Origin of the sequence: Rhodopseudomonas palustris BisB18, from assembly GCF_000013745.1 — a bacterium.
Lineage (GTDB): Bacteria > Pseudomonadota > Alphaproteobacteria > Rhizobiales > Xanthobacteraceae > Rhodopseudomonas_A > Rhodopseudomonas_A palustris_F.
This window is the reverse complement of the sequence record NC_007925.1, coordinates 4,149,955-4,171,826: the sequence shown is the minus strand read 5'-3', so window position 1 is coordinate 4,171,826 and position 21,872 is coordinate 4,149,955. Positions and strand designations below refer to the sequence as shown.

Genomic DNA, 21,872 nt, shown 5'->3' with positions numbered 1-21,872 from the left:
TCGCATCCCGGAATCACAACTCATATGCCTCGCGGTTCGCGGCGTCATGACCACCCCCGCGCTGATGATCCAGGCCACCGGCTCCAACGCCGGCAAGTCGACGCTGGTTGCGGGATTGGCGCGCGCGTTGGTCCGCCGCGGCCTGAAGGTGGCGCCGTTCAAATCGCAGAACATGTCGAACAACGCCGCGGTGGCGGTCGATGGCGGCGAGATCGGCCGCGCCCAAGCGGTGCAGGCCCGCGCCGCGCGATTACAGCCCAGCGTGCACATGAACCCGGTGCTGCTGAAGCCGCAGACCGACACCGGCGCGCAGATCGTCGTGCAGGGCCAGCGCTGGGGCGTGCTCGGCGCGAAAAACTATCTCGACAAGAAGGCGGCGCTGCTGCCGTATGTGCTGGATAGTTTCGCGAAGCTTGCCCGCGACGCCGACATCGTCTTGGTCGAAGGCGCCGGCAGTCCGGCCGAGATCAATCTGCGGCAAGGCGACATCGCCAATATGGGCTTTGCCGAAGCCGCCAACGTGCCGGTGCTGCTCGCCGGCGACATCGACCGCGGCGGTGTGATCGCCAGCCTCGCCGGCACCCATCTGGTGCTGCAGCCCGACGAGCGCGCCCGCATCCAGGGATTCATCATCAACAAATTCCGCGGCGACCCGCGATTGTTCGACCAGGGCCTCACCGCGATCACGCGGCTCACCGGCTGGCCGTCGCTCGGCGTGGTGCCGTGGCTGCCGCAGGCGGCATTGCTACCCGCCGAGGACGCCGTCGATTTGAATCGCACTCATGAATCGACCGCGACGCGCATCATCGCGGTGCCGGTGCTGGCGCGGATCGCCAATTTCGACGACCTCGATCCGCTCGGCCAGGAGCCCGGCGTGAAACTGATCTTCGTGCCGCCCGGCCAGCCGATCCCCGGCAACGCCGACGTGGTGATTTTGCCTGGCAGCAAATCCACCCTCGGCGATCTGGCGTTCCTGCGCGCGCAGGGCTGGGACATCGACATCGCAGCACATCTGCGCCGCGGCGGTCACGTGCTGGGACTATGCGGCGGCTATCAGATGTTGGGCCAGACGATCGCCGATCCGGACGGGGTCGACGGCCCGGCCGGTACAGTGCCGGGGCTTGGCCTCCTCGATATCAGCACGCTGATGCGAGGCGACAAATCCACCACGCTGGTGTCAGGCGTGCATTGCGACAGCGGGGCTGCGATCCAAGGCTACGAGATTCACCTCGGCCGCAGCGACGGCGCCGATTGCGCAAGGCCGTTCCTCACCATCGACGGCCGGCCCGATGGGGCTGCGTCGCGCGACGGTCGCGTGCAAGGCACTTACGTGCACGGGCTGTTCAGCGGCGACGCGTTCCGCAAGGCCTGGCTGGCGCGGCTCGGCATCGCCTCGACGCTGGCTTACGAATCACAGATCGAAACCGCGCTCGACGCGCTGGCCGATCATCTCGAAACGCATCTCGATATCGATTCCATTCTTTCGATCGCGCGCAGCCGTCACAGCAGCAATGCCAGTGCGGCGTAAAGCACAGCCTCGAAGCCGCAGGCCGCCGCCATCAGCCGCAGCGCGCGGCCGATATCATGGGGCGTAGCATGATCGGGCGCTTCCGCATTGAGAAACGGATCTTCGACCAGGCCTTCGGCGTAGCGCCGCGGTCCGGCCAGCGCGATGCCGAGCGCGCCCGCCATCGCCGCCTCCGGCCAGCCGGCATTCGGCGAGCGGTGTTTTGGCGCATCGCGCAGCATCACCTTGAATGCGGTGCCGACCGATCCGTTGGCGAGCGGAGCGGCCAGCGCGATCAGCACGCCCGAAAGCCGCGCCGGCGCGAGATTGACCAGATCGTCGAGCCGCGCCGCCGCCCAGCCGAACGCGTAGTAGCGCGCGCTGCGATGGCCGATCATCGAATCCGCGGTGTTGATCGCCTTGTAGGCGAACAGTCCCGGCAATCCGAGCAGCGCCAGCCAGAACAGTGGCGCCACCACGCCGTCGGAAAAATTCTCCGCGCAGGATTCGATCGCCGCGCGCGACACCCCGGCTTCATCCAGCTGCTCGGGATCGCGGCCGACGATCATCGCCACCGCGCGGCGCGCCGCGACCAGCCCGCCGCTTGCGAACCCGGCGCGGACTTTGGCGACATGCTGATACAGACTGCGCTGCGCGATCAGGGTGGAGGCGAGCAATCCGAGCACAAAAACGCTGCCTTCGGTTTGCCACAACAATTTTTGCAGCAAAAACCCGGTCCCCGCCGCGACCGCCACCAGCACGATCACGGCGAAAATTCCGGCGAGCTTGCGCCAAGCCGGCGACCAATGCTCGCGATTGAGCGAACCATCGAGCCAGCCGATCAGCGCGCCGATCCAAACCACCGGATGCGCAACGCGGCGCCACAGCCAGTCGGGATCGCCGATCAGCGCATCGAAGATCAGCGCTGCGATCACCATCAGCAACGTATCATCCCAGATCAGCATCGCGCGAGTCCTCGTCGATTGGCCTCGGATGATGGCAGGAAGCAGCAATGAAACACGGCGGCGATTTGACGGACGCGATGGCGCGGCACGGCGGCGCGCCGCAAGCCTGGATCGATCTGTCCACCGGCATCAATCCGTGGCCGTGGCCGATTCCCGCGATCGCAGACGAGGCCTGGCAGCGGCTGCCGTCGCGTGGCGATGAAGTCGCACTGATCGACGCCGCGCGCGCGGCCTATCGCGTGCCCGCGGAGATAGCGATCGTCGCAGCCTCCGGCACCCAGGCGCTGATCCAGTGGCTGCCGCATCTTGCTGCGCCCGGCGCGGTCGCGATTGTTGGCCCGACCTACAGCGAGCACGCGAGCGCGTGGCGCAACGCCGGCCGCGAGGTGATCGCCATTGATGATGCTTGCGCATTGCCGAGCAGCGCGCGCCATGCGGTGATCGTCAACCCGAACAATCCCGACGGCCGCGTCGTCGATCGCGCGCAGCTCGCGGATGTCGCCGCCGTGCTGCAGGCCCGCGGCGGCTGGCTGGTGATCGACGAAGCCTTTGCCGACGTGACACCTGACATCAGCGCGACGGCGCTGTGCGCGGCGTTGCCGATCGTGATCCTGCGCTCGTTCGGCAAGTTCTATGGCCTCGCCGGATTGCGGCTCGGCTTCGCGCTGGCCGCACCATCGATCGCCGATCGCATCGAAGCTGCGATCGGGCCGTGGTGCTGCTCCGGACCGGCGCTGCGGATCGGCGCTGCCGCGCTGCGCGACCGGGCCTGGGCAGACGCGACGCGCACCGCCTTGACGCAACAAGCCATACGTCTCGATGCGGTGCTGAACAAAGCCGGGCTTAACGTCGTCGGCGGCACCGCGCTGTATCGATTGACCCGGCATCGCGAGGCGTTGCGGATCCACGATGGCTTGGCGCGACAACAGATCTGGTGCCGCCGCTTCGATTGGGCCGACGATCTGCTGCGGTTCGGCCTGCCTCCGGACGAGGCCGCACTGGATCGGCTGGCGGCTGCGCTGGGATAGCAAGGCGCCTGCGAACGCTGCCGGGGCAGACCCTGCAGTAACCGGGCGCAACACCGTCGCACGCGCGGTCTGCGGCCCCCTGTCGACCCGGCTGAATCTATGCTTTGACATGGTTCGTCATACGCCCAGGGCCCGGCGGTGATAGGCGAAAGATCGCTTGCCGCGCCATTTCGATTCGCGCTCAGCCGAATTCTGATGGCCGTCCGGCGGGCGATTGCGCATAAAGCACGACGTCGCGGTGCGACCAACCACAATATTGGGGGATATTTGCGTTTCGAATTGCCGGTGCAGCGGCTGACGCAGCCGCAGAGCGAGGATCGGGGCGCCGTGCGGCGCGCGGTTTTGATCGTCCTGGTCCTGGTCGGGCTGCGTCTGGTCGTGGCCGCGATCACGCCGTTGACCTTCGACGAAGCCTATTACTGGACCTGGTCGAAGAACCTGGCCGGCGGCTATTACGATCATCCGCCGATGGTCGCGCTGATGATCCGGCTCAGCACGCTGATCGCCGGCGACAGTGAATTCGGCGTCCGCTGGCTCTCGGTGCTGCTGGCATTGCCGATGAGCTGGGCGGTGTATCGCAGCGGCGCCATCCTGTTCGGCTCGGCGCGCGTCGGCGCCACCGCGGCGATCCTGTTCAACACCACGATGATGGCCTGGCTCGGCACCATCATGGCGACGCCGGACGTGCCCTTGATGCTGGCGTCGAGCCTGCTGCTGTGGTCGCTCGCCAAACTGCTGCAGAGCGGGCGCGGCGTATGGTGGCTCGCGGCAGGTGCCGCGGTTGGCGCGGCGCTGCTGTCGAAATACAACGCGTTGTTCTTCGGTCCCACGCTGCTGATCTGGCTGATCGTGGTTGCGGATCTGCGGCGCTGGTTGCGCTCGCCGTGGCCTTATCTGGGCGGGCTGGTGGCGCTGGCACTGTTCTCTCCGACGCTATTGTGGAACGCACAGCACGAATGGGCGTCGTTCCTCAAGCAGTTCGGCCGCGTCGGCGCCGCTGATTTTCGCCCCGGCTTCCTGCTCGGCATGCTGGGCGGCCAGTTCCTGGTGATGACGCCGGCGGTGGCGATCCTTGGCTGCAGCGGGCTGGTTGCGATGGCGCGCGGCGCCACCGGACTACGCGGCGCCGCCGCGCTGCTGCACATCACGATCTGGGTGGTGGTGGCCTATTTCCTGGTGCACGCGTTGCACGAGGAGGTGCATCCCGACTGGCTGTGTCAGATCTATCCGGCGATGGCGATTGCCGGGGCGGTCGCGCTGGAGCGGATGACGTGGCGGTCGCGCTGGCAACGCGTTGTGAATTTCCTCGGCCGCTGGGCGGTGCCGGGCAGCGCGGCGATGGTGGCGCTGATCGTGCTGCAGCTGCACACCGGCGTGCTCAGCGGCTATCGCAACGAAGAGGGCGTGCGGCTGGTCGGCGTCGGTTTTCGCGTTGCGGCGCACCAGATCGAGGCGATCCGCGTTCGGCTCGGCGCCAGTTGCATCCTGGCGGCAGACTACGGCACTACGAGTTGGCTGATGTTCTATCTGCCGCCCGGCAGCTGCGTGGCGCAGCATTTCGAGCGGATCCGCTGGGCCAATGCCAAGGAGCCCGATGCCGCGCTGCTGAACGGCAAGTTGCTGTTCGTCGGGCGCTCTTCCTATCAGCATTGGCTTCACCCATGGCTGCAGGAAGCATTCGCGAGCGTTGACAGCGTGGCGGAGGTCTCGCGCATGCGCGGCGCGACGGTGATTGAAACCTACCGCATCGACCTGCTGGAAGGCGCCAAAGGCGATATACTCCTCCGGTGGCCGCCGCCGGAGTTGATCCGACGGCGCGGTCTCTGATCTAATGGGACGCTGTCGATCCGCTAGAGCAGGATGACGTTTCTCGGAAATCCTAATCCTGCTCTAGCTTTTTGATTTCAGCATGATCTTATCCGAAAACCGGGAGCCAGTTTTCGGGATCATGCTCTAGGAAGGACAAGCCGTTGAAGTCGCTCGGTGCGATGTTGCTGCTGGCGCTCGCCGTATTCGCCTATGGCCTGTATGCCGATATCACCATGACGCGCTGCGTCCGCGGCAGTTTGACGGCGGCGTTTGGGCTGTGCGCCAAAGGCTGAGCGCGCGACGCCGTCGCGCTGGGGCGTCGGTTATTTGCCGGCGCGGGTCCAGGCCTCGCCGCCGCACAGCGCGCCGACGCAGCCTTCGACCTTGAGCGTGCCGGCGTCGATCGCCGAGATGCTGCTCTCATAGGTCTTGCCGTCGTCGGCATTGTAGATGTGGCCCGACCATTTGCCCGGCGCCACCGGCCGCATGTCGCCGAAGATCTGCAGCCCGATCACCGGGCGGGTGGCGCGCGCCGGATCCGGATTCTTGTCGTCGATCGCGGGCTTGCCGGTGGCCCGATCGACCGGCTCCTTGAGCCAAACCACGGTGCCGCACAACGCCGCGCCGCATTTGGCAACCTTCACCTTGGCGTCGCCGGCCTGGGTCAGCCAAACCCCAATGGCCGCGGCGGGAGTCTGGGCGTGGGCGTTCGGTGCGGCGGCCAGCGCGCTCAACAAAACCGCGACGAAACCAAATCGACCCATCATGAATACCTCCAAAGCAATGTTCGGCTAGCCCGCGCTGGCCATAAAAAGGATGCGCGACCATCGCGCCACGGCCCCCTGTTCGCAGCCGCGAAGGGGAGGGCGTGTGGGATATCAAAAAACCGGAGTCGCGCAAATGGCGATGATTGGGTCTTCGATCAACTTACGCTGACGGCCTGCGGCGCGTGCAATCCCGCGACGTTGTTCGGCGGTTTTGCAACCGGCTCAATGGCCCAGCGGGTGAATCGCACCGCGGCGGCGGCTCCACTCAAAGACTGCGGCAGGCGGCCTCAATAAAATGACAGATGACATATCATGGGGCCTGGTCGATATTGCCGGCACGCCGCGCCGACCATGCGCCGGGCGCATCCACCCAATCCCGCGCGGTGGATGGTCAATCCTGCAAACCGATGTCAAAGTAGGAAAAATATCTAGTCAGAGGAAATGACATGAGGGCAGCCCAACTCGGCGCATGGCAGCGCTGGTCGATCCTGGCGGGCGCCGCGATCCTGCTGAGCCTGGCGATGGGGATGCGGCAAAGCTTCGGGCTGTTTCAACCCTCGGTCATTCGCGACATCGGCATCACCTCGGCGGATTTCTCGCTCGCCACCGCGCTGCAGAACGTGGTCTGGGGCGTCACCCAACCCTTCGTCGGCATGTTCGCCGATCGCTACGGCACCCGCTATGTGATGCTCGGCGGCGTGCTGATCTATGCCGCGGGTCTGGTGTTGATGATGGTCGCGACCTCGGCGTTGGTGTTCACGCTGGGCGCCGGGTTCTGCGTCGGGCTGGCGCTGTCCTGCACCGCGTCGAGCCTGACCATGACGGTGACCTCGCGCACGGTGTCGGCGGCCAAGCGCAGCGTCGCGATGGGCGCGGTGTCGGCGGTCGGATCGCTCGGGCTGGTGATCGCCTCGCCATTGGCGCAGACGCTGATCTCGACCTCGGGCTGGAAGATGGCGCTGATCGGCTTTCTCGGTCTCGCCGCGGTGATGCTGCCATCGGCATTGTTCGCCGGACGCTCCGACAAAATCGAGATCGACAAGGCCGACGACAGCGAGCAATCGCTCGGCTCCGTGATGCAATCCGCGCTCGGGCATTCCGGTTTCGTGGTGATGTCGCTGGCGTTCTTCGTCTGCGGGTTGCAATTGGTGTTCATTACCACGCATCTGCCGAACTATCTGGATATTTGCGGGCTCGATCCGTCGCTCGGCGCCACTGCGCTCGCCATCATCGGGCTGTTCAACGTGATCGGCTCCTATGCCTGCGGCTGGCTCGGCGGCCGCTATCCGAAACAGCTGCTGCTCGGCGCGATCTACATCATCCGCTCGGTGGCGCTCGCCGCCTATTTCTATTTTCCGGCGTCGGCCGCCTCCACCATGGTGTTCGCCGCGGTGATGGGATCGCTGTGGCTCGGCGTGGTGCCGCTGGTCAACGGGTTGGTGGCGCAACTGTTCGGGCTGCGCTTCATGGCGACGCTGGCCGGCATCGCCTTCCTCAGCCATCAGGCCGGCTCGTTCCTCGGCGCCTGGGGCGGCGGGATGATCTACGACCGGCTCGGCAGCTATGACGCTGCCTGGCAAGCCGCGGTGCTGATCGGATTGATCGCCGGCGCTTTTCAGATGTTGATGAACGTACGTCCACCGCAGCGTCGCGATGCGCTGGGCGGTGCGGTGGCCAATGCGGCGTGAGCGATGGTTGGCGTATGTTGATGGTATCGTGGTGGAGGCGCAGACAAATTCTCGGCAGTTTTGAATCTCCGCATACAAATGCATATGATTTGCAGCGGAACCTTTTATAATGGTTCCAGTTAAGCCGTCGACTCCCATCACTGTGGAATGGACCCATGACCTTCACGCTGCCCGACCTGCCTTACGCCTATGACGCGCTCGCGCCGTATATGTCGAAAGAAACCCTTGAGTACCACCACGACAAGCATCACCAAGCCTATGTCACCAATGGAAATAACCTGCTGAAGGGCACCGAATTCGAAGGCAAATCGCTCGAGGAAGTCGTCAAAGGCTCGTTCGGGAAGAATGCGCCGCTGTTCAACAACGCCGCCCAGCACTACAACCACATCGAATTCTGGAAGTGGATGAAGCCGAACGGCGGCGGCGACAAATTGCCCGGCCGGTTGGAGAAGAAGATCACCGAGGATCTCGGCGGCTTGGAAAAATTCAAGACCGATTTCGCCGCCGCCGGCGTCGGTCAGTTCGGCTCCGGTTGGGCCTGGCTGTCGGTCAGCAAGGACGGCAAGCTGGAAATCACCAAGACCCCGAACGGCGAGAATCCGCTGGTGCACGGCGCCACGCCGCTGCTCGGCGTCGACGTCTGGGAGCATTCCTACTACATCGACTACCGCAACAAGCGCCCGGATTATCTCAAGGCCTTCGTCGATCACCTGATCAACTGGGACTATGTCGACGAGCTGTTCTCCAAGGTTTGATCCGACACTATCAGCGAAGCAAGGCGGCAGCACGCGCTGCCGCCGTTGCTATGGGTCGCGCCGGCTCACCGGATCGCCATCCGCCTTGGATGTCGGCGGCTGGCTCGGGATCGAAGCCAACAGCCATTGCCGAAACGCCGACAGTTTCGGCGTCTCGGCGCGCGCCTCCGGCGACACCAGATAGAATCCCCATTCGTCCGGCAGCTTGATCTGAAACGGCACCACCAGGCGCCCCTTGGCAATGTCGGCCTCGACATACGAGGTGCGGCCGATCGCGACGCCGAGTCCGTCGATCGCGGCCTGCACGGTCATGAAGATCAGATCGAACGACAGTCCGGGCTGTTTCGAGATGTCGGCCGGCAGCCCCGCCGCGGTCAGCCACAGCCGCCAGTCGTCGTCATAGCCGCCGCTGGAATAAAGCAAGCTGTGTTCGGCGAGGTCCTGCGGCGACCGCAGCGGCTTCTTGCCTTGCAGCAGCGCCGGGCTGCACACCGGGAATAATTGATCCGCCATCAACCAGTCGGCGCGCAGGCCGGGCCATTGGCCGCGGCCGTAGCGGATCGCGGCATCGACATCGCCCTTCCGGAAGTCGACCAGCGCGGTCGAGGTGGTGATGCGGACGTCGATGGCCGGATGCGCCTCCTGAAACGCCGACAGCCGCGGCAGCAGCCATTTCGCCGCCAGCGACGCCAGCGTGCTGATGGTGAGCACGCAGGCGGCGTCCTTGCGGAGCAGGCGGTCGGTGGCGAGCCGCAGATCGTTGAACGCGGCGCGCACCCCGGGCAGATAGTCGCGCGCCTGCGGCGTCAGCGCCAGCGTGCGGTTCTGCCGGACGAACAGCTGGATTCCGAGTTCCTCCTCCAGCCGCCGGATCTGGTGACTGATCGCGGTCTGCGTGACGTTCAACTCCGCCGCGGCGCTGGTGAAACTGAGATGCCGCGCCGCCGCCTCGAAGGCGCGTAAGCCGTTCAGCGAGGGCAGGCGAGCGGTCATCGCGGGGCTGGCGCTTTCATGAGGTTATCTCATGTCAAAAGGGACAAAGTGTCGTTTGTCGGAATCCTGCTGCGGCTCGATATTGGCTTCGAAGCTAATTTCAGGAGGCGGCAATGTCCATATGCCCCGATCGGTCGATGACAAATCATCATGAGACCAGCGTCTTCGCACAGCTCGGCGCGGTGCTGCTCACCTGGCACGCGCGGCAGCGGCAGCGCCGCGAATTGGCGCGCTTGACCGAACGCGAGTTGCACGATGTCGGGCTGTCGTGGAGTGAGGCGTCCTACGAAATCGGAAAGCCGTTCTGGCGGCCGTGAGCGTGGCGCCGCGCAGGGAGAGCCCGATCAGTGCGTTTGGCCGTGATCACCTCGATGGCGATCGCCACGCGTTGCATCTGCCGGGCCGGTGTTCGCTGACGCTGCGGTTTGCGATCCCCAGCGACGCCGACGCGCTGCAAGCCTAATTTCGCAGCCTATCGCCGCGCTCGCGCAACAATCGCCTGATCGGCGCGGCGCTCGAATTGCCGCACCGATCGAGCGCCCAGCCTAGCTCGCCCGCGCGGCCTTGTCGCGATAGCGCAGATGGAAGGCGCAGCCGCAGCCCAAAGGATGCGAGGCCACGTCGGCGACGTCGGTTGCAACCTCGGGCGCCTGGCTCGGCGCCAGCGGCGGCGTCGCGGCGCGCTCCGGGATGTAGTTCAAGACCGGAGCCAGCCAGCGCTCGGCCTCGGCCACGCTCCAGCCTTTTCGCACCGCGTAGTCCTGCACCTGGTCGCGCTCGATCTTGCCGACGCCGAAGTAGAAGCTTTCCGGATGGCCGAAATACAACCCGGAGACCGAAGATCCCGGCCACATCGCGAAGCTCTCGGTCAGCGTCACCCCGGCATTGACCTCGGCGTCGAGCAGCGCAAATAGGGTGGCCTTCTCGGTGTGATCGGGCTGCGCCGGATAGCCCGGCGCCGGGCGGATTCCGCGATATTTTTCCGCGATCAGGTCATTTGGCGTCAACGCTTCGTCGGGCGAGGTGCCCCACAATTCGGCGCGCACCCGCTGATGCATCCGCTCGGCGAAGGCTTCGGCGAGCCGATCCGCCAGCGCCTTGCAAAGGATCGAGGAGTAGTCGTCGTTGGCGGTCTTGAACTTGTCGGCGATGACGTCCTCGCCGATCCCGGCGGTGACCACGAAGGCGCCGATGTAGTCGGCGACGCCCGAGGCGGTCGGCGCGACGAAGTCCGCAAGTGCTGCGTTGAAGCGGCCTTCGCGCTTCTCCAACTGTTGGCGCAGTGTGTGCAGCGTGGTGATCGAACTCTGTCTCGTGTCGTCGGCGTAGACGATGATGTCGTCGCCGACCGCATTGGCCGGCCAGAACCCGATCGCGGCCTTGGCGGTGAACCAGTTCTCGGCGACGATCCGCTGCAGCATCGCTCTCGCATCGGCGTAAAGCGCGCGCGCGGCGTCGCCGACCACGGCGTCGTCGAGAATCGCGGGGTAACGTCCGGCCAATTCCCAGGCCTGGAAGAACGGCGTCCAATCGATGTAGTCGACCAGTTCGGCGAGCGGGTAGTTGCTGAAGCTTTTCACCCCGAGGAAGCTCGGCTTCGCAGGCTTGGCCTTCGTCCAGTCGAGCTTGACGGCGTTGCCGCGCGCATCGCTGAGCTTCAGCCGCTTCTTGTCGGCCTGGGCGCGGGCGTGCGCTGCGGAAATCTTCTGATATTCGGCACGGATCTCGGCGGCATAGGCGTCGCGGCGATCCGGCGCCAGCAGCGAGGAGGCGACGCCGACCGCGCGGCTGGCGTCGTGGACGTGCACCACCGCGCCATCGGGATAGTTGGCGTCGATCTTCACCGCGGTGTGCACCCGGCTGGTGGTGGCGCCGCCGATCAGCAGCGGAATGGTCAGGCCGTTGCGCTGCATTTCGGAAGCAAGGAAGCTCATCTCGTCGAGCGACGGCGTGATCAGCCCGGAGAGCCCGATGATGTCGGCGCCCTCGCGCTTGGCGGCCTCGATGATCTTCGCCGCCGGCACCATGACGCCGAGATCGATCACCTCGAAATTGTTACACTGCAGCACGATCGCGACGATGTTCTTGCCGATGTCGTGGACGTCGCCCTTTACCGTGGCGATGACGATCTTGCCGGCGTTCTTGCGGCCGTCGCCGGCGATGCCGGCGGCCAGATTGTCGGCCTTTTCCTTCTCCATGAACGGCATCAGATAGGCCACCGCCTGCTTCATGACGCGGGCGGATTTCACCACCTGCGGCAGAAACATCTTGCCGTCGCCGAACAGATCGCCGACCACGTTCATGCCGGCCATCAGCGGGCCTTCGATGACGTGCAGCGGTCGCGCCACGGTGAGCCGCGCGGCCTCGGTGTCGGCCTCGATATATTCGGTGATGCCGTGCACCAGCGCGTGGCTGAGCCGCTTCTCCACCGGCCAGTCGCGCCAGGCGAGATCCTGCTCCTTGGTCTGCTTTTCCTTGCCGCGATATTTTTCGGCGAGCTGCAACAGCCGCTCCGAGGCGCCGGGATCGCGGTTGAGGATGACGTCCTCGCAGACTTGGCGCAGTTCGGGATCGATGTCGTCATAGACGATCATCTGTCCGGCGTTGACGATGCCCATGTCCATGCCGGCCTTGATGGCGTGATACAGGAACACCGAGTGCATCGCCTCGCGCACCGGCTCGTTGCCGCGGAACGAAAACGACAGATTAGAGACGCCGCCGGAAATATGCGCGTGCGGCAGGTTTTGGCGGATCCAGCGGGTCGCTTCGATGAAATCGACGCCGTAATTGTTGTGCTCTTCGAGCCCGGTGGCGATCGCGAATACGTTGGGATCGAAGATGATATCTTCCGGCGGGAAATTCAGCTGCCCGACCAGGATGTCGTAGGCGCGCTTGCAGATCGCGGTCTTGCGCGCATAGGTGTCAGCCTGGCCCTGTTCGTCGAACGCCATCACCACCACCGCGGCGCCGTGCCGCCGCGCGATCTGCGCCTCGTGGATGAATTTGGCTTCGCCTTCCTTCATCGAGATCGAATTCACCACCGGCTTGCCCTGCAGGCATTTCAACCCGGCTTCGATCACCGCGAACTTTGACGAGTCGACCATCACCGGGACGCGGGCGATGTCGGGTTCGGCGGCGACCAGATTGAGGAAGGTCACCATCGCGGCTTCGGAGTCGAGCAGGCCTTCGTCCATATTGACGTCGATGATCTGCGCGCCGTTCTCGACCTGGTCGCGGGCCACCTGCAATGCTGCGTCGTAATCGCCGGCGGTGATCAGCTTGCGGAATTTCGCCGAGCCGGTGACGTTGGTGCGTTCGCCAACATTGACGAAGGGAATGTCGGCGGTGAGTTCGAACGGCTCGAGGCCGCTCAATCGCAGCCGCGGCTCGATCGTTGGCACGATGCGCGGCTTGTAGGGGGCGACCGCCTGCGCGATCGCCGCGATATGGTCCGGCGTGGTGCCGCAGCAGCCGCCGACGATGTTGACCAAGCCGTCGCGGGCGAATTCGCCGACCAGCCGCGCCATGTATTCCGGGGTCTCGTCGTACTGGCCGAATTCGTTGGGCAGGCCGGCGTTCGGATAGGCGCAGATCAGCGTGTCGGCGACCCTGCCGATGTCGGCGATGTGGCCGCGCATGTCCTCGGCGCCGAGCGCGCAGTTGAAGCCGATGGTGATCGGCCCCGCATGGCGCACCGAATTCCAGAACGCTTCCGGCATTTGCCCCGACAGCAGTCGGCCGGATTTGTCGGTGATGGTGCCGGAGATCATCACCGGCACGTCGATGCCGCGCGCCTCGGCGATTTCGGCGATGGCGTAGAGCGCCGCCTTGGCGTTCAGCGTATCGAAGATGGTCTCGACCAGCAAAAGATCGGCGCCGCCGTCCAACAGCCCGTTGATCTGCTCGGCATAGGCCAGCCGCAGATCGTCGAAGGTGACGGCGCGGTAGCCGGGATTGCCGACGTCCGGCGAGATCGAGGCGGTGCGGTTGGTCGGGCCGATCGAGCCCGCGACGAAGCGCGGCTTGCCGTCCTCGGCCTCGACCAGCGTCGCGGCGTTGCGCGCCAGCCGCGCGCCTTCGCGGCTCATCTCATAGGCGATGTCGGAAAGATCGTAATCGGCCTGCGCGATCGAGGTCGACGAAAACGTGTTGGTGGCGACGATGTCAGCGCCGGCGCGCAGATATTGCGCGTGGATGTTTTCGATCGCCTGCGGCTGGGTCAGGATCAACAAATCGTTGTTGCCGCGCAGGTCGCGGTGGAAGTTATGATAGCGCGCGCCGCGGAACGCCGCCTCGTCGAATTGCAGCTGCTGGATCATCGTGCCCATGGCGCCGTCGAGCACCAGGATGCGCTCGCGGGCGAGCGCGAGCAGGGCGGTGCGCTTGGCTGAGATCGGAGTGGTCATCGGTCAGGCTGCTTTCCGTGCGCCGTTCGGCCGAAAGCCGAGCAGGTGGCTGATCGCGAACACCAGGTCCGCGCGGTTCATGGTGTAGAAATGGAAGCTGTCGACGCCGTGCTTGGCGAGCCTTTGCACTTGGCCGGCGGCGACCATCGCCGCCACCAATTTCCGGGTGTCCGGATCGTCGTCGAGGCCTTCGAACTTTTCTGCGAACCACGGCGGGATGCTGGTGCCGGTCCGCGCGGCGAAATTGGCGGCCTGCTTGAAACTCTGCACCGGCAGAATGCCGGGCACGATCGGGATGGTTATGCCCCGCGCCCGCACCCGATCGAGATAGCGAAGATACAGAGCGTTGTCGAAGAAGCATTGGGTGATGGCGCGGGTGGCGCCGGCGTCAATCTTGGCCTGCAGCATGTCGAGATCGGCGTCGAAGCCGGGGCTTTCCGGGTGCTTCTCCGGATAGGCCGAGACCGTCACTTCGATGTCGGCGTAGCGGCGCTTGATCGCGGCAACGAGGTCGTAGGAGTGCTGATAGCCCTGCGGGTGCGGCGCATAGCTGCCGCCGTGCCCGCTCGAGGGATCGCCGCGCAGCGCCACGATGTGACGGACGCCGACCTCGTGATAGCGCGCCACCACCTCGTCGACGTCGGCCTTCGGCGCGTCGACGCAGGTGAGGTGCGCCGCCGGGGTGAGGCTGGTTTCGGCGAGCAGACGGGCGATGGTGGCGTGGGTACGTTCCCGGGTCGAGCCGCCGGCGCCATAGGTCACCGAGACGAAATCGGGGGCGAGCGGCGCCAGCCGGCTGATCGCCTGCCACAGCGTGCGCTCCATCTCCTCGGTCTTCGGCGGAAAGAACTCGAACGAAATCGCCGGGCGGGTCGGCATCGCGGGCATCACCTCGGTCATGTCGTCTGGCTCCATCGTGCCGCGCCGGGCGGCGGTGCTCACCTTGAGCGTCCGCAAACCACCGATATCGCGTAATCTCCTCAATTTAGGACGAAGCGTCGCCGCGAACCAGCCCACGACGGGCGGTGCACTAATGGGAAATTGCCCAACAGGCGACTAAATGATCCGCTATAATGCCGTCGTTTTGCAAAAGTGGGCCAATAGTTCATGCAGTTTTTGGCCACTCATGACGCATAAATGTCGGTTTTTCCATAAGATGGCGTGCAAGGGGGCGTGCCTGACTCCGTGGGCAATCTGGTCAAGCGACGAATTGTGTTCGTTTGGCCCACAAAAGCTGCCGGTCGGTGATCGATCGACTTGTCGGCGCTGCGGGGCTGATTTGCAGCGCTGGCCTGTTGCCGGCAGCACAGCGCGCACTACTTTGGCATCATGACACCTCTCTCCATTCTCGATCTGTCGGTGGTGACCACCGGCACCAAACCCGCCGCGGCGTTGCGCAACAGCATCGATCTGGCCAAGCACGCCGACAAGCTCGGTTACGCGCGCTATTGGCTGGCCGAGCATCACAGCCTGTCGTCGGTGGCGAGCCCGGCGCCCGACATTATGATCGGCCAGATCGCCGCGGTGACCAGCCAGATCCGGGTCGGTTCCGGCGGCGTGATGCTGCCGAACCATGCGCCGCTGGTGATCGCCGAACGCTTCAAGATGCTGGAGGCGCTGTTTCCCGGCCGCATCGATCTCGGCCTCGGCCGCGCGCCCGGCACCGACCAGGCCACCGCGCACGCGCTGCGGCGCCGGCTCGACGTCCGCGAGGGCGACGATTTCCTTGAGCGGCTGCAGGAATTGACGCTGTGGGAGACCCGCGAGTTTCCGCCCGGCCACCCTTACAACAACGTCGTCGCGATGCCCGATGATGCGCCGCTGCCGCCGATCTTTTTGCTCGGCTCCAGCGACTACAGTTCGGAGCTGGCGGCGCAGGTCGGCATGGGATTCGCTTTCGCGCATCACTTCGCCTCCTATGACGCGATCGCGGCGCTGACCGGCTATCGCCGCGCGTTCCAGCCGTCGCGCTGGCGCCGCGCGCCGCACGCCATTCTCGCCGTCGCCGCGGTGGTCGCCGAGACCGACGCCGAGGCCGAGCGGCAGGCCTCGTCGATGGATCTCAACCGGCTGCTGCGCAGTCGCGGTCAGTATCTGCCGCTGCCGAGCATCGAGGAGGCGCTGGCCTATCCTTACAGCGAGCGCGACCGGGCGCTGATCGCGCGCGACCGCGAGAAGCTGTTCGTCGGCAGTGCGGCGACGGTGATGGCCGCGTTGCAGCCGATGATCGAGGCCAGCCACGCCGACGAAGTCATGGTGATCACCGCGACCTTCGACCACGAGGCGCGCAAGCGCTCGTACAGTCTGCTGGCGGAAGCATTCGGGCTCGGCAACCGCGCGGCGGCATAGGACCGGCCTCTCACGACCTGCGACGTCATCCTGAGGTGCACGCTGGCGGCGCTCTCGCGCCGGCGGCGTGCCTCGAAGGATGGGCCGCAAGCAAATTGTCCGTCATTCCTTCGGGGCTTGCCGCACGGCGGCTTCGCACCTCAGGATGACGGCGCTCGGCTTGCGTCACGCGCTTCAGGCGACGCGTCTGGCGCCTCGCCATCCATCGCCATGCAAATTGTCAAACAGCCACGTCCGATAACTCTCAGCCCACGCGCCGTCGCTCTCGCGCAAGACATTGCGCGAGGGGAGCTGTTAGTTTCCCCCTCGCCAGGTGAGGGGGACGGAGCGCCGCAAGGCGCAACCGTGATTGAGTGGCGCTGCCCGGCGCTGCTCGCAAGCAGCGCAAGGCCGCGCACGCCTTGCGGCGCTCCATCGCGGGATTTGTCGACCCCAGGACCGTGCTTCCGGGGACAGGCGCGATGCACTCCGCACCGCCGATCCGGCGGGCTTTCCCCCGCCTTCACCTGTCCCGCGTCCAGCCAACCAGCAAGTGGCAGAGCCCCGTAGTAGGCCCGGACGGCGACCCGGGGCGTCCCGGGCTTGCGGGTGCGAACCGCGCGCGCAGGACACCGCATCCTTGCTCCGCCTCATGAGCGCCCTCGAGAAGCGCCCCTCGTGAGCGAGGACGAGGTGATACTAAGCGACGGCGCAAAAGCGGGGATTGCTATCCGCGGATTTTTTTTGCGAGCGGCTGACCTCGCCGGCATCGGAACAGAGCTGCTACACACACCTCGTCATCCTGAGCAGCCCGGCGAAGCGCAGCGAAGCCGGGCGTCTCGAAGGATGCGGCTCCGAGGCGGTGGGTCTGCAACGTGCCTGCGGCCATCCTTCGAGGCACGCCGTCGGCGCAAGAGCGCCGCCGACGTGCGCCTCAGGATGACGCGGTCTGTGTGGGGAGGCTAACGACGTCGCGGTGTCGAAGCTGCGGTTCGCTTCAGCTCTGCGTCTCGCTGAAGGTCGCGCGGAACGGGTGCGCCGGATAGACCCCGACGATGCGGAATTCGCGCGAGAAGAACTTCAACTCGTCGAGCGCGAAGGCGAGGTTGCGGTCCTCGGGGTGGCCGTCGACGTCGGCGTAGAACTGCGTGGCGAAGAAATTGCCGTCGACCATGTAGCTCTCGAGCTTGGTCATGTTGACGCCGTTGGTGGCGAAGCCGCCCATCGCCTTGTACAGCGCCGCGGGCAGGTTGCGCACCCGAAAGACAAAAGTGGTGACCAGGGGCGCGGAGCCAGGCTGGGCCCAGCGCGGTTCGCGCGCCAGCATCACGAAGCGGGTGGTGTTGTGGGTTTCGTCCTCGACGTTTTCGGCCAGAACATCCAGCCCATAGATCTGCGCCGCCAGCGGCGAGGCGATCGCCGCACAGCTCAAGTCGCCGCGCTCGGCGACGATCCGCGCCGAGCCCGCGGTGTCGCCGGCGACGATCGGCTTGAAGCCGAATTTGCGGATGATGCGGCGGCATTGGCCGAGCGCGTGGACGTGGCTTTCCACGCTCTTGATGCCGGCGAGGGTGGCGCCGCGCGGCGCCATCAGCTGATGATGGATCGGCAGAAACCATTCGCCGACGATGAACAGGTTTGATCGCGGCAGCAGGTAGTGAATGTCGGCGACGCGGCCGGCGACCGAGTTCTCGATCGGGATCATGCCGAGATCGGCTTCGCCGGAACTGATCGCCGACAGCGCGTCCTCGAAGGTGGCGCAGGGCAGCGGCTCGGCGGTCGGATAGGCTTCGACGATCGCAAGATGCGAGTTCGCGCCGGGTTCGCCCTGGAAGGCAATCTTCATGGTCTTTGTCATTGCGCCTTGTACCAATCGTTCAGAGCTTTGCCAGTGGGCGACACTTCGTTCAGTGCGCCAGCACGCGCCGCGCGGTCTCGAGATCCGCCGCGGTATCGACGCCGCGCGGCACAGCGTCGACGATGCCGACGTCGATCCGCATCCCGGCCTCCAGTGCGCGCAACTGTTCGAGTTTTTCGCGCCGCTCCAGCGGCGAGGGCGGCAGGCTGACGAAACGCTGCAGCGCCGCGCGGCGATAGGCATAGAGCCCGATGTGGTGATAGCGCGGGCCGTCGCCCCATGGTGCCGTGGCGCGGGTGAAATACAGCGCCCGCAACCGGCGGTCGCCGAGCGGCGAGCCGATCACCTTGACCACGTTGGGGTTGAGGCTCTCTTCCTCGGTGTGGATCTGCGCCGCCAGCGTCGCGATGTCGACGGCGGGATCGGCCAGCGGCTCCAGCACCGCGCGAATATTGTCCGGCTGGATGGTCGGAAAATCGCCCTGCAGATTGACCACGGTCTCGACGGCGCCGTCGGGGTCGAGCTTGCTCAACGCCTCGAAGATGCGGTCCGACCCGGACGGATGGTCGGCCCTGGTCATCACCACCCGACCGCCATGCGCGGTCACCACGTCGGCGATCTCGGCGGTGTCGGTGGCCACCGCGACCGGGCCGATCGCCGCGGCTTCGGCGCGGCGCAGCACATGCACGATCATCGGCAGCCCGGCGATGTCCATCAACGGCTTGCCCGGCAGCCGCGTCGCGGCCATGCGGGCGGGAATCAGCACCAGCGTTTTGGTCTCAGTCATGGGATGGGATCTGGACCGTGCCGCAGGTGAACCTGAAGCCGCCGAACGCGTTGAAAACGGTCAGGATTCGGCAGCCGAAGCGTGAACTGGCGCGGTTATACGGGTTGCCAGGGCGCGGGCAAACCGTTATCTGATCGCCTTACAACTTTAGTTGCGAATGCCTATTATCAGCGAGACCCTCGCCGGTCCCGTTGTCGAGAAATGAAACAGGAAACGCACGGAGCCTCGCTGACATGGACTCCTTTGAATTGAATAAAGTGCTGGGTGCGGTTCTTGCGACCTGCCTCATGCTGCTGGTTTCCAATCTCGCCGCCCAGGCGATCTTCGCACCGATCAAGCCGGATAAGCCCGGGTATAGTATTGCCGTCAAGGAAGAGGCTCCCCCCGCCGCCAAGGATGCGGCGCCCGCCGCGCCGTCGGAGCCGATCGAAAAGCTGCTGCAGACCGCGTCAGTCGAAAAGGGCATGGCCGCGGCTAAGAAATGCGCGGCCTGCCACACCTTCGAAAAGGGCGGACCGAACCGAACCGGGCCGAATTTGTTCGGCGTGGTCGGCGACCATATCGGCGAAGGCCGCAACGGCTTCAATTTCTCGGCGGCGATGAAGGCCAAGGGCGGCAGCTGGACCTTCGACGCATTGAACCAGTTCCTCGCCAGCCCGAAGGGCTATATTCCGGGGACCGCGATGGGCTTCGCCGGCATTCCAAAGGACAGCGAACGCGCCGACGTGATCAGCTATCTGCGCAGCTTGGCCGACACGCCGGTTCCGATCCCGACCGCGGCGAAGTAGGCGAGCTGCGGCAGCTCGAAGCATCGACGGCGAATCAGCGGCCAGGTTTGCCGGCGGTTTTTCGTCACCGCAGGGTCGGGGCGTTTCGCCGCAACGGCGGTCACAGAGGCGGTGTTATGCTTGAGCCACGCGAGCCGCTAAACCCTGCCTTATTGTTGCGTCCTTGCTCGCGCTCCATGGCCGGCGGCCGACCATGCGGGTCGGAATTTGCCCTGAGCCATTGCCCCGACTAGATTTCAGGCGTTGGCTGCTCCGGCGGTGCTGGTCACCGCGGCGTCATCAGAGGAACCTGATTTGCCCATCACCCGACGACATCTTCTGCAAAGCGGCGCTTTGGCCGCCGCGGCACCGGCTCTGGGTCTTGGCGGTACTTTGTCCGCGATCGGCGTTACGTCGACGCAGGCGGCGCCGGCCGAACCGGTCTGGCGTCACGGCCTGTCGCTGTTCGGCGACGTCAAATATCCCGCCGACTTCAAGCGATTCGACTACGTCGATGCCAACGCCCCGAAAGGCGGCGCGGCGCGGCAGATTTCGATCGGCACCTTCGATAATTTCAATCTGGCGGTGGCCGGCGTGAAGGGCTCGATCGCGCCCGCGGTCGGGCTGATCTACGAAACCCTGATGACGCAATCGCAGGACGAGGTCGGCGCCGAATACGGGCTGCTCGCGGAAGCGGCGGCGCATCCCGACGATCACTCCTCGGTGACCTATCGGCTGCGCGCCAATGCGCGCTGGCACGACGGCAAACCGGTGACCCCGGAGGATGTGATCTTCTCGCTGGAGGCGCTGAAGAAATACAGCCCGCGTTATGCCTCGTATTATCGCCACGTCGTGAAGGCCGAGAAGACCGGCGACCGCGAGATCAAATTCAGCTTCGACATGCCGGGCAACCGCGAATTGCCGACCATCGTCGGCGAACTCGTCGTGTTGCCGAAGCATTGGTGGGAGGGCAGCGACGAGCAGGGCCGGCCGCGCGACATTTCCGCGACCACGCTGGAAAAGCCGCTCGGGTCGGGTCCGTATCGCATCAAGGATTTCGTCGCCGGCCGTTCGGTGACGCTGGAACGGGTCAAGGACTATTGGGGCGCCGCGGTGCCGGCGCGGGTCGGCCAGAACAATCTCGACGAACTGCGCTACGAATTCTTCCGCGACAATCTGGTGGCGCTGGAAGCCTTCAAGGCCGACCAGGCCGACTGGATCTTCGAGAATTCCGCCAAGCAATGGGCCACCGCCTATGACTTCCCGGCGGTGACCGAGAAGCGCGTCGTCAAGGAAGAATTCCCGATCAACGATTCCGGGCGGATGCAGGCCTTCATCTTCAATCTGCGCCGCGAGATGTTCCAGGATGCGAGGCTGCGCCGCGCCTTCAACTACGCGTTCGATTTCGAGGAGATGAACAAGCAACTGTTCTACGGACAATACAACCGGATCAACAGCTACTTCGAAGGTACCGAACTGGCCTCCAGCGGGCTGCCGCAGGGTGCCGAACTGGCGCTGCTGGAGCCGTTGCGCGACAAGTTGCCCGCCGAGCTGTTCACCACGCCCTACGCCAACCCGGTCGGCGGCAATTCGGACGCGGTGCGCGGCAATCTGCGCGAGGCGATGCGGCTGTTGAAGGAGGCGGGATTCGAAGTGCGCGACCGCCGGCTGGTCGATGCCGCCGGCAAGCCGGTGCTGGTGGAGATCCTGGTGCGGGATCCCTCCTCGGAGCGGATCGCGCTGTTCTACAAGCCGTCGCTGGAACGGATCGGCGTCACGGTGTCGATCCGCACCGTCGACGACGCGCAGTACGAGAACCGGGTTCGCGCGTACGATTTCGACATGATCACCGATCTGTGGGGCCAGTCGCTGTCGCCCGGCAACGAGCAGCGCGACTATTGGGGCTCGCAGGCCGCCGATCAGCCGGGCTCGCGCAACACCATCGGCATCAAGAATCCCGCGGTCGATGCGCTGATCGAGAAAGTGATCTTCGCCAAGGACCGCGCCTCGCTGGTCGCCGCCACCCGCGCGCTCGATCGCGTGTTGCTATGGAATTTCTATCTGGTGCCGCAGTTCACCTACGGCTATGCGCGCTACGCGCGCTGGGATCGCTTCAGCCACGCCGAGCTGCCGAAATACGCCCGCGCCGGGTTGCCGTCGCTGTGGTGGTACGACGCCGACAAGGCCGCCCGGATCGGCAAACGCTCTTGAGAG

17 protein-coding genes are annotated in these 21,872 nt (G+C 65.3%); 10 read left to right on the top strand and 7 right to left on the bottom strand.

Going from position 1 to position 21,872, the window contains the following annotated elements; all coding sequences use genetic code 11:
• The first annotated feature begins 46 nt into the window (after nucleotides 1–46).
• Nucleotides 47–1,528 carry a cobyric acid synthase gene (locus RPC_RS18765; protein WP_011474162.1) on the top strand — a complete coding sequence of 494 codons (1,482 nt, stop codon included), beginning with the start codon at nucleotides 47–49 and terminating at the stop codon, nucleotides 1,526–1,528.
• On the opposite strand, the gene cbiB is transcribed toward RPC_RS18765, so the two are convergent.
• A complete protein-coding gene (gene cbiB / locus RPC_RS18760; RefSeq protein WP_011474161.1) occupies nucleotides 1,501–2,472 on the bottom strand; it encodes an adenosylcobinamide-phosphate synthase CbiB in 972 nt (323 codons plus the stop codon). The two genes, RPC_RS18765 and cbiB, sit on opposite strands and share 28 nt — an antisense overlap.
• A gap of 47 nt (nucleotides 2,473–2,519) precedes the next feature.
• Here cbiB and cobD point away from each other — a divergent pair, with 47 nt between their 5' ends.
• The 3 genes from cobD to RPC_RS26895 all read left to right on the top strand — a co-directional run bounded on the left by cobD (nucleotide 2,520) and on the right by RPC_RS26895 (nucleotide 5,602).
• Nucleotides 2,520–3,500 (top strand): threonine-phosphate decarboxylase CobD, encoded by a 981-nt coding sequence (gene cobD / locus RPC_RS18755; protein ID WP_011474160.1) that lies wholly within the window; start codon nucleotides 2,520–2,522, stop codon nucleotides 3,498–3,500.
• A 267-nt stretch (nucleotides 3,501–3,767) separates the two neighbouring features.
• A complete protein-coding gene (locus RPC_RS18750) occupies nucleotides 3,768–5,327 on the top strand; it encodes a glycosyltransferase family 39 protein (RefSeq protein WP_415914743.1) in 1,560 nt (519 codons plus the stop codon).
• A 143-nt stretch (nucleotides 5,328–5,470) separates the two neighbouring features.
• Nucleotides 5,471–5,602, top strand: a complete 132-nt coding sequence (locus RPC_RS26895; RefSeq protein WP_011474158.1) for a hypothetical protein — start codon at nucleotides 5,471–5,473, stop codon at nucleotides 5,600–5,602.
• Nucleotides 5,603–5,632: 30 nt separating this feature from the next.
• Here RPC_RS26895 and RPC_RS18745 read toward each other — a convergent pair whose 3' ends face one another.
• Entirely contained in the window at nucleotides 5,633–6,076 is a 444-nt protein-coding gene (locus tag RPC_RS18745; protein ID WP_011474157.1) for a DUF2147 domain-containing protein, read from the bottom strand.
• Between the two features lie 446 nt (nucleotides 6,077–6,522).
• On the opposite strand from RPC_RS18745, the gene RPC_RS18740 reads away from it, so the two are divergent.
• A complete protein-coding gene (locus RPC_RS18740; RefSeq protein ID WP_011474156.1) occupies nucleotides 6,523–7,764 on the top strand; it encodes an MFS transporter in 1,242 nt (413 codons plus the stop codon).
• Between the two features lie 155 nt (nucleotides 7,765–7,919).
• Entirely contained in the window at nucleotides 7,920–8,519 is a 600-nt protein-coding gene (locus tag RPC_RS18735; protein ID WP_011474155.1) for a superoxide dismutase, read from the top strand.
• Between the two features lie 48 nt (nucleotides 8,520–8,567).
• On the opposite strand, the gene RPC_RS18730 is transcribed toward RPC_RS18735, so the two are convergent.
• Entirely contained in the window at nucleotides 8,568–9,512 is a 945-nt protein-coding gene (locus RPC_RS18730) for a transcriptional regulator GcvA (RefSeq protein WP_011474154.1), read from the bottom strand.
• A 137-nt stretch (nucleotides 9,513–9,649) separates the two neighbouring features.
• Between RPC_RS18730 and RPC_RS18725 the strand changes: the two genes are divergently transcribed.
• Nucleotides 9,650–9,829, top strand: coding sequence for a DUF1127 domain-containing protein (locus RPC_RS18725; protein ID WP_415914742.1), 180 nt, complete (start codon nucleotides 9,650–9,652; stop codon nucleotides 9,827–9,829).
• A 228-nt stretch (nucleotides 9,830–10,057) separates the two neighbouring features.
• Here the strand turns inward: RPC_RS18725 and metH are convergent, their stop codons facing one another.
• Both metH and metF read right to left on the bottom strand, forming a co-directional pair.
• A complete protein-coding gene (metH, locus tag RPC_RS18720; RefSeq protein ID WP_011474152.1) occupies nucleotides 10,058–13,918 on the bottom strand; it encodes a methionine synthase in 3,861 nt (1,286 codons plus the stop codon).
• A 3-nt stretch (nucleotides 13,919–13,921) separates the two neighbouring features.
• Nucleotides 13,922–14,818 carry a methylenetetrahydrofolate reductase [NAD(P)H] gene (metF, locus tag RPC_RS18715; protein WP_011474151.1) on the bottom strand — a complete coding sequence of 299 codons (897 nt, stop codon included), beginning with the start codon at nucleotides 14,816–14,818 and terminating at the stop codon, nucleotides 13,922–13,924.
• 429 nt (nucleotides 14,819–15,247) lie between these two features.
• Here metF and RPC_RS18710 point away from each other — a divergent pair, with 429 nt between their 5' ends.
• A complete protein-coding gene (locus RPC_RS18710) occupies nucleotides 15,248–16,267 on the top strand; it encodes an LLM class flavin-dependent oxidoreductase (protein ID WP_011474150.1) in 1,020 nt (339 codons plus the stop codon).
• 976 nt (nucleotides 16,268–17,243) lie between these two features.
• Here RPC_RS18710 and RPC_RS18705 read toward each other — a convergent pair.
• Nucleotides 17,244–18,104, bottom strand: coding sequence for a prephenate dehydratase (locus tag RPC_RS18705; protein WP_011474149.1), 861 nt, complete (start codon nucleotides 18,102–18,104; stop codon nucleotides 17,244–17,246).
• A 49-nt stretch (nucleotides 18,105–18,153) separates the two neighbouring features.
• Nucleotides 18,154–18,891 (bottom strand): 3-deoxy-manno-octulosonate cytidylyltransferase, encoded by a 738-nt coding sequence (locus RPC_RS18700; protein ID WP_011474148.1) that lies wholly within the window; start codon nucleotides 18,889–18,891, stop codon nucleotides 18,154–18,156.
• 233 nt (nucleotides 18,892–19,124) lie between these two features.
• Between RPC_RS18700 and RPC_RS18695 the strand changes: the two genes are divergently transcribed.
• On the top strand, nucleotides 19,125–19,679 hold the full coding sequence (locus tag RPC_RS18695; RefSeq protein WP_011474147.1) for a c-type cytochrome: 555 nt from the start codon (nucleotides 19,125–19,127) through the stop codon (nucleotides 19,677–19,679).
• Nucleotides 19,680–19,973: 294 nt separating this feature from the next.
• On the top strand, nucleotides 19,974–21,869 hold the full coding sequence (locus RPC_RS18690) for an extracellular solute-binding protein (protein WP_041803060.1): 1,896 nt from the start codon (nucleotides 19,974–19,976) through the stop codon (nucleotides 21,867–21,869).
• The last annotated feature ends 3 nt before the right edge of the window (nucleotides 21,870–21,872 follow it).

Bases quoted from the DNA above. Each gene is read 5' to 3' on its own strand.
- RPC_RS18695 (WP_011474147.1), top strand. From the start codon at position 19,125: ATGGACTCCTTTGAATTGAATAAAGTGCTGGGTGCGGTTCTTGCGACC.
- RPC_RS18710 (WP_011474150.1), top strand. From the start codon at position 15,248: ATGACACCTCTCTCCATTCTCGATCTGTCGGTGGTGACCACCGGCACC.
- RPC_RS18740 (WP_011474156.1), top strand. From the start codon at position 6,523: ATGAGGGCAGCCCAACTCGGCGCATGGCAGCGCTGGTCGATCCTGGCG.
- RPC_RS18705 (WP_011474149.1), bottom strand. From the start codon at position 18,104: ATGACAAAGACCATGAAGATTGCCTTCCAGGGCGAACCCGGCGCGAAC.
- metF (WP_011474151.1), bottom strand. From the start codon at position 14,818: ATGACCGAGGTGATGCCCGCGATGCCGACCCGCCCGGCGATTTCGTTC.
- RPC_RS18700 (WP_011474148.1), bottom strand. From the start codon at position 18,891: ATGACTGAGACCAAAACGCTGGTGCTGATTCCCGCCCGCATGGCCGCG.
- RPC_RS18745 (WP_011474157.1), bottom strand. From the start codon at position 6,076: ATGATGGGTCGATTTGGTTTCGTCGCGGTTTTGTTGAGCGCGCTGGCC.
- cbiB (WP_011474161.1), bottom strand. From the start codon at position 2,472: ATGCTGATCTGGGATGATACGTTGCTGATGGTGATCGCAGCGCTGATC.
- metH (WP_011474152.1), bottom strand. From the start codon at position 13,918: ATGACCACTCCGATCTCAGCCAAGCGCACCGCCCTGCTCGCGCTCGCC.
- RPC_RS18735 (WP_011474155.1), top strand. From the start codon at position 7,920: ATGACCTTCACGCTGCCCGACCTGCCTTACGCCTATGACGCGCTCGCG.
- RPC_RS18765 (WP_011474162.1), top strand. From the start codon at position 47: ATGACCACCCCCGCGCTGATGATCCAGGCCACCGGCTCCAACGCCGGC.
- cobD (WP_011474160.1), top strand. From the start codon at position 2,520: ATGAAACACGGCGGCGATTTGACGGACGCGATGGCGCGGCACGGCGGC.
- RPC_RS18725 (WP_415914742.1), top strand. From the start codon at position 9,650: ATGACAAATCATCATGAGACCAGCGTCTTCGCACAGCTCGGCGCGGTG.
- RPC_RS18730 (WP_011474154.1), bottom strand. From the start codon at position 9,512: ATGACCGCTCGCCTGCCCTCGCTGAACGGCTTACGCGCCTTCGAGGCG.